12 protein-coding genes are annotated in these 12,651 nt (G+C 66.9%); 4 read left to right on the top strand and 8 right to left on the bottom strand.

All coding sequences use genetic code 11. The annotated features are described in order from the left end of the window. Nucleotides 1-69 precede the first annotated feature (69 nt). Entirely contained in the window at nucleotides 70-543 is a 474-nt protein-coding gene (locus tag LRA87_RS02270; RefSeq protein WP_230628793.1) for a DUF2141 domain-containing protein, read from the top strand. Between the two features lie 52 nt (nucleotides 544-595). After that, nucleotides 596-1,822: an alpha-galactosidase gene (locus LRA87_RS02265; RefSeq protein WP_230628791.1), complete on the top strand. Its 1,227-nt coding sequence runs from the start codon at nucleotides 596-598 to the stop codon at nucleotides 1,820-1,822. 79 nt (nucleotides 1,823-1,901) lie between these two features. On the opposite strand, the gene mtnP is transcribed toward LRA87_RS02265, so the two are convergent. The 6 genes from mtnP to LRA87_RS02235 form a co-directional block, all read right to left on the bottom strand. Then, complete coding sequence (gene mtnP, locus LRA87_RS02260; RefSeq protein ID WP_230628789.1) at nucleotides 1,902-2,756, bottom strand: S-methyl-5'-thioadenosine phosphorylase; 855 nt, start codon at nucleotides 2,754-2,756, stop codon at nucleotides 1,902-1,904. After that, on the bottom strand, nucleotides 2,756-4,150 hold the full coding sequence (locus LRA87_RS02255) for an amino acid permease (protein WP_230628787.1): 1,395 nt from the start codon (nucleotides 4,148-4,150) through the stop codon (nucleotides 2,756-2,758). Before LRA87_RS02255 ends, mtnP begins: the two co-directional genes overlap by 1 nt. A gap of 84 nt (nucleotides 4,151-4,234) precedes the next feature. Continuing rightward, nucleotides 4,235-5,041, bottom strand: a complete 807-nt coding sequence (locus LRA87_RS02250; RefSeq protein ID WP_230628785.1) for a transporter — start codon at nucleotides 5,039-5,041, stop codon at nucleotides 4,235-4,237. Further along, nucleotides 5,023-5,793 (bottom strand): exodeoxyribonuclease III, encoded by a 771-nt coding sequence (gene xth / locus LRA87_RS02245; RefSeq protein ID WP_230628783.1) that lies wholly within the window; start codon nucleotides 5,791-5,793, stop codon nucleotides 5,023-5,025. The genes LRA87_RS02250 and xth overlap by 19 nt, the downstream gene beginning before the upstream one ends. Nucleotides 5,794-5,796: 3 nt before the next feature. Beyond that, nucleotides 5,797-6,135, bottom strand: coding sequence for an iron-sulfur cluster insertion protein ErpA (gene erpA / locus LRA87_RS02240; protein WP_230628781.1), 339 nt, complete (start codon nucleotides 6,133-6,135; stop codon nucleotides 5,797-5,799). A 273-nt stretch (nucleotides 6,136-6,408) separates the two neighbouring features. Further along, on the bottom strand, nucleotides 6,409-7,563 hold the full coding sequence (locus tag LRA87_RS02235) for a M23 family metallopeptidase (protein WP_230628780.1): 1,155 nt from the start codon (nucleotides 7,561-7,563) through the stop codon (nucleotides 6,409-6,411). Between the two features lie 335 nt (nucleotides 7,564-7,898). Here LRA87_RS02235 and LRA87_RS02230 point away from each other — a divergent pair, with 335 nt between their 5' ends. Beyond that, nucleotides 7,899-8,858, top strand: coding sequence for an isopenicillin N synthase family dioxygenase (locus LRA87_RS02230; protein WP_230628778.1), 960 nt, complete (start codon nucleotides 7,899-7,901; stop codon nucleotides 8,856-8,858). Nucleotides 8,859-8,876: 18 nt separating this feature from the next. Further along, entirely contained in the window at nucleotides 8,877-9,560 is a 684-nt protein-coding gene (locus tag LRA87_RS02225; protein WP_230628776.1) for a hypothetical protein, read from the top strand. Nucleotides 9,561-9,569: 9 nt separating this feature from the next. Here the strand turns inward: LRA87_RS02225 and LRA87_RS02220 are convergent, their stop codons facing one another. Beyond that, complete coding sequence (locus tag LRA87_RS02220) at nucleotides 9,570-10,784, bottom strand: M20 metallopeptidase family protein (RefSeq protein WP_230628774.1); 1,215 nt, start codon at nucleotides 10,782-10,784, stop codon at nucleotides 9,570-9,572. 187 nt (nucleotides 10,785-10,971) lie between these two features. Beyond that, nucleotides 10,972-12,621 (bottom strand): helicase HerA-like domain-containing protein, encoded by a 1,650-nt coding sequence (locus LRA87_RS02215; protein ID WP_230628772.1) that lies wholly within the window; start codon nucleotides 12,619-12,621, stop codon nucleotides 10,972-10,974. Nucleotides 12,622-12,651 lie beyond the last annotated feature (30 nt).

Here is a 12,651-nt window from a genome sequence, read left to right as displayed (position 1 = left end):
CGATCTGTCGCGACAAACCCTGCCATGGCATCGACATATGCTCGCCACATCCAGCACTATATTGGTGGCATGACCCGGCTCGTCCTTCTCGCGCTTCTGTTCCTCATTGCCGCGCCCGCCACGGCGCAGCGCAGCACCACAGGCTGTACCGCGGCGACACCACATCGGTTGATGGTCGATATCCGCGGTCTGCGCGCCAGCACCGGCGGGGTTCGCGTCCAGCTCTACGACCAGGCCGGCTTTCTGGAGAAAGGCCGCTGGCTGGGTCGCGTCGAAGCGCCCGCCAGCGGCCGGCGCGAGGTCGTGGTATGCATTCCGGTACCCCGCCCCGGCACCTATGGCGTCGCGGTGCGTCATGACGCCAACGCCAACGGCAAGTCGGACGGCGGTGACGGCGGCGCCTTTTCGCGCGATCCCAGATTGTCGATTCTCCGTTTGAAGCCGAGCTTCGCACAGGTGGCTATTCCGGTCGGTGCAGGCACCAGCCGGGTCAGCGTCACGATGAACTATCGCCACGGGCTGAGCATCGGCCCGGAAAGCTGACACTTTACGTTGCGCCATCCCTGCGTTAGCCCCCGCGCAGGAGAGATTAAATATGGCAAATTTGCTTAAGGTGGGAATCACTGCTGCATTGCTGCCCTTCGCGATCAGCATGGCGCACGCGCAGGATCAGTTCGTCGATCCCAACACGATGCGTCCGTCGCAGGATCCCGCCCGCATCGCCAACGGCCTCGCCCAGACCCCGCCGATGGGCTGGAACAGCTGGAACAGGTTCGGCTGCAACATCAACGACGCGACGGTCCGCGCGATGGCCGATGCGATGGCGTCGAACGGCATGAAGGCTGCCGGATACCGATACATCGTCATCGACGATTGCTGGCACGGCAGTCGCGACGCCGACGGCTTCATCACCGCCAATGCAGATAAATTCCCCAACGGCATCAAGGCCGTGGCCGACTACGTCCATGCCAAAGGGCTGAAGTTCGGCATCTATTCCGACGCGGGCGCGAAGACTTGCGGCGGCAAGCCCGGCAGTCAGGGCCATGAGTATCAGGACGCGCTGACCTATGCCCGCTGGGGCGTCGACTATCTGAAATACGACTGGTGCTCGACCGGCGTGCGCAATGCCGAGGAGGCCTATGCGCTGATGTCGGATGCTATCAAGGCGGCGGGGCGGCCGATGGTGCTGGCGATGTGCGAATGGGGCAACAACCGCCCGTGGGAATGGGGCGCGAAGATCGGCAATCTCTGGCGTACGACCGCCGACATCCGCGATGCATGGGCCGGGCGTGAGAAATGGTCGATCGGCATGACCGAGATCGTCGACCTCAACGAACGGCTCTACCCCTATGCCGGCCCCGGTCACTGGAACGACCCCGACATGCTGGAGGTCGGCAACGGCGGCATGACGCCGACCGAATATCGCAGCCATTTCAGCCTATGGGCGATGATGGCCGCGCCGCTGATCGCCGGCAACGACATCGCGCGCATGGACGCCGACACCCGCACGATCCTGCTCAACCAAGAGGTGATCGCGGTCGATCAGGACCCGCTGGGCCAGCAGGGCCGCCGCATCCGCGATGACGGCGACCTGGAGGTGTGGGCGCGCCCGCTGGCGGACGGCAGCCGCGCGGTGATCCTGTTCAACCGCTCCGCCGCGCCGGCGTCGATCAGTGTTGCGTGGCCGGAACTGGGGCTGACCACGCGGGTGAAGGCGGAGGTTCGCGACCTGTGGGCACACAAGAGCCTGGGACGGAAGACCGGGAGCTTTGCGGCGACGGTCGCGCCGCATGGCGTGGTGATGGTGAAGGTGACGCCGTAACTCTCGTTGCATCGCCCCTCACCCTTCCGCCGCGAGGGGGATAGACGTCGAAGGCGGCGCAGTGCGAGGAGGGCGGGGATCAGCGCAGCGCCCGCCCCGCCACCGCATCCAGCTTCGCCACCAGCGCAGGGTCGCGCGCGCTTTTGGCGGTGATGATCGCGGTGTCGAGGCAGGTGTCGATCGGCGACGGTATCCGTTCTGCCGGCAGGGAACGCAACAGCCGCACGACCATCGCGCGCGCCTTCGCTGCGTTGGCGGACAGTTGCGCGATCACCTGCGCCACGTCCACAGCCGCCTCGCCCTCGCGCCAGCAATCGTAGTCGGTGACCATGCCGACAAGCGCGTAGGGCAGCTCCGCCTCTCGGGCCAGCTTCGCCTCCGGCATCGCTGTCATGCCGATGACGTGGCAGCCCCACTGCCGGTACAACAGGCTTTCCGCCCGCGTCGAGAATTGCGGTCCTTCCATCGCCAGATAGGTGCCGCCCCGGTCTACTTCGCCTGCCGCATCGCCGACGAGCGCGCTCAACCGCGGACAGACCGGGTCGGCCATCGAGACGTGCGCGACCAGCCCGGTGCCGAAGAAACTCGACGGCCGCCCCTTGGTACGGTCGATGAACTGGTCGACGATCGTGAAGCTGCCCGGCGACCGCTCCTCGACCAGCGATCCGACCGACGACACCGCCAGCACATCGGTGACGCCCAGCCGTTTGAGGCAGTCGATATTGGCGCGCGCATTCAGCTGGTCCGGGCCGATCCGGTGCCCCCGCCCGTGCCGCGGCAGGAACGACACCGTGACGGGACCGATCCGGCCGTGGAAGATCGCATCCGACGGTGCCCCCCACGGACTCGCAACATCGACCCAGCGCCCATCCTCGATCCCTTCGACATCGTAGAGGCCCGATCCGCCGATGATGCCGATATGCCAGCCCGGCATCAGCGCGCGACCTCCGCCCGGCTCCGCGCGTAGAGGAAATAGACCAGCAAACCGAACGCGTTCCACCCGACGAAGGCGACCTGCGTCACCACCTGCAGGCTGGTGAACAGATAGAGGCAGCCGGCGATCGCGAGCGGCGCCACCACCCAGGCCAGCGGCGTGCGGAACGGCCGCCGCGCCGCCGGGTCGCGCCGACGCAGCACCAGCACGCATGCCGCTACCGCGACGAAGGCGCACAAGGTTCCCGCATTGGCGAGGCTGGCGATCACGTCGAGCGGGGCCAGCCCGGCGATGATCGCGACGAACACCGCGGTCATCAGCGTGATGCGGACCGGCGTTCCCCGCTTGCTCACCTTGGCGAGGCTCGCCGGCAGGAATCCGTCACGCGCCATGACGAGGAAGATGCGGCTCTGGCCATACAGGAACGCCAGTAGCACCGTCGGCAGCGCGATCGCGGCGGCGGCCGCGACGATCGTCGCCACCCCATCGCGGTTCAGCTCGCGCAGGATCAGCGCCAGCGGCTCCGGGCTATCGCCGAACCGGGTATAGCTCACCGCGCCCACGGCGGTCGCCGCGACGATCATGTAGATCGCCGTGCACGCAAGCATGGATCCGACGATGCCGATGGCGAGGTCGCGCTCCGGGTTCTTCGCCTCCTCCGCCGCAGTGGAGATGGCGTCGAAACCATAGAAGGCGAAGAAGATGATCGCCGCCGCGCCCATCACGCCGTATTTTACGCCGCCCTCGCCGGTCGGGCTGCCATAGCCGTAAGGCGTGAACGGATGGAGGTTCGCCACGTCGAAATGCGGCAGCGCGACGCCGACGAACAGCGCCAGCGTGACGATCTTCAGCACCACCAGCGCGGTATTGATCCGCGCGCTTTCCCGTGTGCCGAGCATCAGCAAACCGGCGACGACGGCGATGATCGCGACCGCGGGCAGATTGATCGCCCCGCCCAGCCCCGGCCCGTTCGCCAGCGCCGCGGGCACCACGATCCCGAGTCCTTTCAGGAATCCGACTGCATAGCCAGACCAGCCGACCGCGACCGTCGACACCACCAGCGAATATTCGAGGATCAGGCTCCACCCGACCACCCAGGCGATCACTTCGCCCAATACTGCATAGCTGTAGGTGTAGGCCGATCCGGAGGCCGGGATCATCGTCGCCATTTCGGCATAGCAGAGCGCGGCGCAGGCGCAGATCGCGCCCGCGACGACGAACGAGACGATCACCGCCGGCCCGGCCCGGTCCGCGCCGACGCCGATGAGTGTCAGGATGCCGGTGCCGACGATCGCCCCGACACCCAATGCCACCAGATGCGGCCACCCCAGCGTTCGGGCCAGTTGCTGCCCCGGCGGCTGCGCCACGATCGTCTTGCGGCGAAACAGACTCATCCCAATCCCCTCTTGTCTTCCAGGAGGTATAGGGCGTCCTGCCGGGAGTGGGTAGCGGCTCGCTCGGGCCGGGTCGCTGAAGCGTCAGAACCGGCGGGAGATACCCGCGGAGAGTTCGAGATCCGGCGCGTCGTGATTGAGGCCCGCGATCCCGAATACGTCGAACTGCCAATCGTCACGCGGTTGCCAGCCGATCGAAAGCGCCGCCAGCGCCTGCGTCGTGCGACCGTCGGGATCGTCGTCGCGGATCACCTGCCCCTCGGCGGCGAGCGATACGGTCTGGCCAAGCTTGAAGGTCGCACCACCGGCGGTGCTGTAGCGCAGATGCCGGCCCGACCTCCCTTCGTCAGGCTGCGCGTCGATCTCCGGCGTCGCATCCAGCTGTACCGTTTCGGACAATTCGTACGTAACCGGCAGCAGGAATCCCGCCCCGACGACACCTTCGCCGATGCGGCTGCCACCCGTCGGAACCGTGACGAAGGGCAGCGCCGCAACCGCGAAACCGCTACCGTCGGGGTGCAGCAACGATGCCTTTACTCCCAGCGACACGTCCCCGGTCTGGCCGGCACGATCGATCGCACCGGTCTGGCGATCGCGGATGCGTTCATGACCATACGGGGTCCAGCCGATCCGTGCCTCCAGGACATCGGTAACGCCGACGCGGAACAGCGTATCGCCGAGCAGGATCGTATCGGCGCGGTTGTCGGGCTGGCGATCGAGCGTCCAGTCGACCACCCCGGTTTCCACCATGACGCGCCCCCGGTCGACGATACACGCCGGCGTATCGAGGCCGGGGCGCTCCGGACACAGGTCGCGCTGCTGCGCCAGCGCCGGGGAGGCCATCAGCGCCAGCAGTACCGCCGCCTGTCGCTTCACGTCAGCCGGACCCACGTCGGTGCGTGGTCGCTCGCCTTTTCACGCCCGCGATATGCCTTGTCGACGCCGGCATCTGCCAGCCGGTCGGCCGCCTGCGGGCTGAGCAGCAGATGATCGATGCGAAAGCCCGCGTCGCGCTGCCACGCACCCGCCTGATAGTCCCAGAAGGTCCACACGCCGCCCTTCGGCTTGCGGGTGCGTAGCGCGTCGGTCCAACCCTGCGCCAGCAGGCGGCGATAGGCGGCCCGGCTTTCCGGCTGCATCAGCGCATCGTCCGCCATCGCCCGGACGGAGAAGGTGTCGTCGTCATTGGGAATCACGTTGTAATCGCCCATCAGGACCACCGGCTGCTCCGCGTCGAGCAAAACCCGGGCGCGGGCGGCAAGCCGCTCCATCCAGCGCAGCTTATAGTCGAATTTCGGCCCCGGCTGCGGATTGCCGTTGGGGAGGTAGATCGATGCTACGACCAGCCCTTCGACCTCGCACTCCAGATAACGACTGTGTTCGTCCTCCGGCTCACCCTCCAGCCCGCGCTGACGCTCGACCGGGGTCATTCCCTTCGCGAGCACCGCGACGCCGTTGAAACCCTTTTGCCCGTGCCAGATCGCGCCATAGCCCGCCCCCTCGATATCGGCGATCGGGAAGGTATCGTCGCTGCACTTGATCTCTTGCAGGCACACCACGTCGGGCTGCTCCTCGGCAAGATACTCGATCAGCCGCGGCAGGCGGGCCTTGATCCCGTTGACGTTGTAGGTGACGAGCTTCAAGCGTCAGATCGCGAAGCTGGAACCGCAACCGCAACCTGACGCCGCGTTGGGATTTTCGACCCGAAACGCCGCTCCGCCCAGCGATTCGACGTAATCCACCTGACAGCCGCGCACGAGATCGAGGCTGACGCTGTCGACGACCAGACGCACGCCGTCCGTCTCCGCGATGGTATCGTCTTCGTCGGCTGCGTCGGCGAAGCCGAACTTGTACTGGAAGCCCGAACAGCCTCCGCCGTCAACCGACAGCCGGAGGATCGCAGGCTTGTTCTGCTTGCCCGCGATCGCCGCGACGCGCGCGGCGGCGGCAGGCGTGAGCATGATGTCGGGGGCGAGTGTGGCCATATCGCGGAGATAGGCGCGACAGGGGAGCGGGGCAACCGGTTGGTTGGGACGTGTGCGGTCATGATCGGGTCCGGCATCCATGCTCACGCCCCCGTTCCCGCCATATTCCGTCATCCCGACGGACCCCGGGCCCCATGGACGCGCTGAACCATCAATGACGCGCCGGCAGCGGCTCGGCTCCATGGACCTTCGACGTTCGCCGGGACAACGGGTGCGCGCAACGCAAACGGGCGGAGGTTACCCCCCGCCCGCTTCACGATCGAGCAGGAGCAATCAATCCTGCGCGGCGGGTCCGTCCGTCGACACCGGGATGGCATGGACCGCGCGGTCCTGCGACGCGAGCAGATAATCGGCGGTGGTCAGGAACGGGATCGGGTTCACGGCGTGACCGTCGATGCGAACCTCGTAATGCAGGTGGGGTCCGGTCGAGCGGCCGGTCGAGCCCATCAGCGCGATCAACTGGCCGCGGGTAACGCGGGCGCCATCGGCGACGAGGATCTTCGAAAGGTGGCCATAGCGGGTGGCGATACCCTTGCCGTGATTGATCTCGACCATGTTGCCATAGCCGCCCTGGCGCGCTGCGTGATCGACGATGCCGTCGGCGGTGGCGTAGATCGGCGTGCCGACCGGACCGGGAATGTCGACGCCGGCATGCATCGCGGCGGTGCCGCGGAACGGATCGGAACGGATGCCGAAGTTGCTGGTGAAGTTCAGCTTCTGCACCGGCTGCACGGAGGGGATGGCGATCGCGCCCTGCTGGAGCGTGTCGAGCTTCTTCCAGCTCTGGAACAACGTGCGGAACTGCGCATCCGCCTTCAGATCGGCCTGTGCCTCGGCGCTGTTGGCATCCAGCATGGGGCCACCCATGCCGCCCCCGGCGATGCGGCCGGCGACGCCCAGCTTCTTCAACGTCGCATTCGTCTGCGCCAGACGGCGGTCGAGCACGTCCTGCGCGGCATCGGCGAGCTCCGCCTGACGGCCCTCCACCTTCACCAGCGGCTTGACGACATCGGCGGCGAGGCGATCGGCGGTGGGATCGATCGCGAGCGTCGCCAGGGCCAGCTTGGCCTCGTCGCCCTTGCCGGTCAGCGCGGCGGTGATGAGCGCCTGACGCTGCTCGACGCGCTCGGCATGCACTTTCGCGACGTGGCGGATGTCGGACACCCGCGCCTGCATCGCGTCGATCTGGCGTTCCATGTGGACGATACGGGTGTCGACCGGGCTGGTGACGACCTGAGCCGCCTGCGCGGCGCCGTATCCCGAGAAACCGATGGTAAGCGCGCCGATCGTGGCGGCAGCGGCCTGACGGCGGCCGGTGATGCTGACCCGGCGCAGCGACTTACCGTCGTGGAACAGAATATCACGGGTGGTGAACAAGGCGCGGACGCGCGAACCGAAGGCGACAGCAGTACGGGCGAAAGTGATCATCGGACCCCAACATAATGCGCCGTACCCGCCCTGGCCGGGTCCGGACTATTCAGATCGTCCTGACTCGCAGCCCCACCGCGCCCCAGACGACCGAGTGTGTGCCTGCAATTCGCCGTCCACCACAAGTGCATGGTTACCACTACCGCGATCAAGCGGGACCGGACTGCGCCGAGTCGATGAAACACTGTCCCATCACGCTGGATAAACGCACGTAATACTGCCGTTTCTCCGGCATTCACGGCGTTCGACCGGCCTCGAATCACCGGTGCGACGTGGGACATGACGGCGTGCTCCGGGCGGGGTATAACCGTCGCTTCATCAGACGGATGGCCTTTATGCTTGATACTCCCTCGACTGCCGAGGTGCCGACACTCAGCCTCGCCGATCAGGATCGCGACCCCGACGGCTTTGCCGCCGCGTTCGGCGAATCGTTCGAACGGTTCGGCTTCGCGATCATCGCCGATCATGGCGTGCCACAGGACCTGATTGACCGTGCGTGGCGTGAAACGGCGGAATTGTTCGCGCGCCCGGAAGCGGAGAAGCGCGGCTATTTCGTCGAGGGCGGCGGCGGCGCACGCGGCTATACCCCGTTCAAGACCGAGATCGCCAAGGACGCCAAACACGTCGACCTCAAGGAATTCTGGCATATCGGTCGCGAACTGCCGGAGGGTCATCGGTTCGCCGACAGCATGTCGCCGAACATCTGGCCGACACAGCCCGTCGGATTCAGGGACACGTTCCTCGAACTGTTCACCGCGTTCGACCGCGCCGGCGACCGGCTGCTGTCGGCGATCGCGCGGCACCTGAAGCTCGATCCGCACTGGTTCGATCCGGCGGTGAAGGACGGCAATTCGGTCCTTCGCCTGCTGCATTATCCGCCGATCCCGGCGGATGCGGAGGGCGTACGGGCGGGCGCGCACGAGGATATCAACCTCATCACGCTTCTGCTCGGGGCAGAGGAAGCCGGCCTAGAACTACTAGACCGCGCCAACAACCGCTGGCTCGCGATCAAGCCGCCGGAGGGCGCGATGGTCGTCAACGTCGGCGACATGCTGCAGCGGCTGACCAACCACGTGCTGCCATCGACCACGCACCGCGTCGTCAACCCGCCGCCCGAACGCCGCGGCCATTCGCGCTATTCGATGCCGTTCTTCCTGCACCCCGCACCCGATTTCTTGATCGAGACACTGCCGCAGACGATCAGCGCCGAGCATCCGAACCGTTACCCCGAGCCGATCACGGCGCACGACTATCTGCACCAGCGACTGGTCGAGATCGGGCTGATCAAGGCCTGATCGCAGGAGGCGCGGCCGATGCTCGAAATTCTGGCGTTCGTCGTCGCGGTTGCGGTCGCGCTGATCGTCTTGCAGGGCGGCGCGCCCTGGTATGTCGCGCTCGGGATCGGGGTCGGGTTGTGGTGGGTGATCGGTGCGTTCGTTTGGCGGGTACGGCGGCGTCGGGCACAGCCTGCGCTGGAGGCGAGCGCGGCCCATGTCCGCCGCTCGCTGCACACCGATGTCGCGATCGCCGACCCCGCTCTCAACGTCTTCGTGGCCGTCGACAACGCACGGACACGACTGATCGCAGGATCGCTGGACGGCGCGCCGCCGGCGACGTGGCATATCGCGGATCTGAGCACGGCGCGGGTGGAGATCGATACCGGCTGGGGGCTGGTCCTCGATCGCGAACGCACGCCCGCAGGGCGGTTGCTCACCACGCTGTACTATCCGTTCCAGCCGATCGCGTTCGTTTTCGCGCTGCTGTCGATCTTCGATGCGCCGGGCGGCGATCTGGACGTGTTCGTCCGGAGCAAGCGCGTTCGGGCGATCCGCATCGTCGCGGATACGCGAGGGGCGCCGTTCGACGTGACGATCTATGACGAGCGGCGATCCGCCACGTATCCGGGATCGGCCAAACCGCGCGAAGCCGCCGCGCGCGAGGTGGTGGCGGCGGTCCGTCGCGGCATCGCCCGGGCCAGCGGCGGTACGATCGCCTGATCCGGTATGTCAGTCGAAGCCGCGCTCCAGATACCGGGTCGCGACCGCACAGTGAATCGCCACGCCCTTTGCCATCATCGATTCCTCGATCGTCATCCGCGTGTTGTGCAGCGGTGGATTGGTGGCGGGATCGCTGCCCGCAGGTGCGACGCCGAGGAAGGCGAAGGCACCGGGATAGCGGCGCAGCACGTAGGAGAAATCCTCGGCGCCCATCATCGGCTGTGGCATCGTCGCGAAACCCGCGTCGAGTTCGCCCGCTACTGTTTCGATCAGGGCCGCGCCGCGCGGATCGTTGACCGTCACCGGATAACCGGTGTCGATCCATGCTTCGGCTGTCGCGCCATGCGCCGCGGCAATGTTCTCCACGATCCGCTTGAATGCGGCATGCATCGTGTCGCGCGTCGCCTCCGACAATGTTCGCAGCGTGCCGAGCAGCGTGACGTCGCCGGGGATGATATTGTGCGCCGACCCTGCCTCGATCCTGGTGATCGACAGCACCGCAGGGTCCGTGACCGCGATCCGGCGAGCGACGAAGGTCTGGAGCGCCGTCACGATCTCGCACGCGACCGGCACCGGATCGATGCAATCGTGCGGCATCGCGGCGTGGCCGCCGGCCCCGCGGATCACCGCATGCACGGTGTCCGCCGACGCCATGATCGGCCCGCTCCGGGTGATCACCAGCCCGGCCGACGCATTCGGCGTGATGTGGAGCGCGAACGCAGCGTCGGGCGTGGCGATATCGAGCAGACCGTCGTCGATCATGAAGCGGGCGCCGTGATGCCCCTCCTCGCCCGGCTGGAACATGAAGACGATCGTGCCGGGCAACCGGTCCCGCCGCGCGGAGAGCGCCCGTGCGGCGCCGACGAGCATCGCGGTATGCGAATCATGGCCGCAGGCGTGCATCCGGCCGGGGATCGTACTGGCGAACGGCAGCCCCGTTTCCTCCTGCATCGTCAGCGCATCCATGTCGCCGCGCAGCAGCACCGTGCGCCCGTTGTCGCCCGGCTGCCCGCGCAGGATCGCGATCAGCCCGGTGGTGGATGTGCCCTCGTGAAATTCCAGCGGCAGGCCGGCCAGCGCCGCCTTGATCTTGTCCGTCGTGCGCGGGCAGTGCAGCCCCACCTCGGGTTCGGCATGGATCGCGCGGCGCAGGGTGACGATATCGTCGAGTTCCGCGTCGCCGGCGGCGCTCCACTCGCTGATGCTATGGTCGTCGAGGGACATGGTCTTGCTCCGTTTGCCGGGGAGCGTTGTGAGCCGGCGCGAGCGGGTTGTCGAGGCTGGGCACTCCGCAACCCATGACACTGTCCGGGCGGCCCCATCTCCGCCGCCCCAGCGCAGGCCGGGGGCCCCGATCGGCTGGAATACGGCTGCGGAGTAAGATCCCGGCCCGCGCCGCGATGCGCGTGGCTCAGCGCCCGCGCATCAAATTGCCCAACACACTGCGCAATACCGTGCCGACCAGACCGCCCCCCGACGACTTGCGCGACGTGCCAAACACCTGCTTGCCGATCTCGTTGGCGACCTGACGCCCGATCGAGGAACTGGCGGCACGGGTGGCGGAACCGACCGCCTTCGACCAGGGCGAGTTCGCCGCTTCGCGCTCGGCGGCGCGTTGCGCCTGCGCATCGGCCTTCGCCTGCGCGGCAGCTATGCGGGCGGTGTCCTTCGCGGCCCTGGCTTCATCCTTCGCCTGCACGGCCGCCGCCTTTTCGGCATCGCTCGAGGCGCGAGCAGCGGCGGTCGCCGCAGCGGCCTCCTGCGTCTTGGCGGCGAGGATTTCCTCGGCCGATTCGCGGTCGATCGCAGTGTCGTATTTGTCGCCGATCGCATCGGTCTGGATCATGACGCCACGTTCCTGCGGCGTCACCGGCCCGACGCGGCTGGCGGGTGGCTTGATGAGCGTGCGCTCGACCGGTGAGGGCGAACCGTCCGGCTGCAGCAGCGAGACGAGCGCCTCGCCGACCTTCAGCTCGGTGATCGCGGTGGCGACGTCGACACCGGGGTTGGCACGGAACGTCTCTGCCGCCGATCGCACCGCCGCCTGATCGCGCGGAGTGAAGGCACGCAACGCGTGCTGCACCCGGTTGCCGAGCTGCCCCGCCACGGTGTCGGGAATATCGATCGGGTTCTGGGTGATGAAATAGACGCCGACGCCTTTCGATCGGATCAGGCGAACGACCTGTTCGATCTTGTCGAGCAGCGCCTTCGGTGCCTCATCGAACAGCAGATGCGCCTCGTCGAAGAAGAAGACGAGCCTGGGTTTGTCGGGGTCGCCGACTTCCGGCAGATGTTCGAACAATTCGCTCATCAGCCAGAGCAGGAACGTGCTGTAGAGTTTGGGCGCCGCCATCAACTTGTCGGCGGCAAGGACGTTGACCACGCCCCTGCCCCTGTCGTCGGTGCGGATGAAATCGTCCATCTCCAGCGCCGGCTCACCAAAGAAATGCTCGCCCCCCTGCGTGCGCAGCTGAAGCAGCGAACGCTGGATCGCACCGATCGACGGCTTTGAGACGTTGCCGTAGGTGGTGGTCAGTTCGTCAGCGCGGGTGGCACAATGCGCGAGCATCGACTGGAGATCGTCAAGGTCGAGCAGCAGCAGCCCTTCCTTGTCGGCGACGTGAAAGGCTATCGTCATCACGCCCTCCTGCACCGTGTTGAGGTCCATCAGTCGGCTGAGCAGCAGTGGCCCCATTTCGCTGACGGTGGTGCGGATCGGATGGCCCTGTTCACCGTACAAGTCCCAGAATTGCACGGGATTGTCGGCATAGACCCAGTCGGCATCGCCGATCTCGGCAGCGCGGGCGGCAAAGGCGGCGTGGGTCTTCGACATGGGCGATCCGGCCATGGCGAGGCCGGACAGGTCGCCCTTCACATCTGCAACGAAGCTCGGCACGCCGGCGCGGGAAAAGCCTTCGATGATGCCCTGCAACGTCACGGTCTTGCCGGTGCCGGTCGCGCCGGCGATCAGGCCGTGGCGGTTGGCGCGCTTGAGCTCGAGCACCTGCGGCTTGCCGCCGCCACCACCCACACTCGCTCCGATGAAGATGCCGTCGCTCATGTTCGCTCCTACGCTACGCGAGCAGAAGCG

The organism is Sphingomonas sp. Leaf37 (genome assembly GCF_920939475.1).
Taxonomy (GTDB): Bacteria; Pseudomonadota; Alphaproteobacteria; order Sphingomonadales; family Sphingomonadaceae; genus Sphingomonas.
Note: the sequence above shows the minus strand (reverse complement) of the source record. Positions and strands in the feature narration are given on the sequence as shown.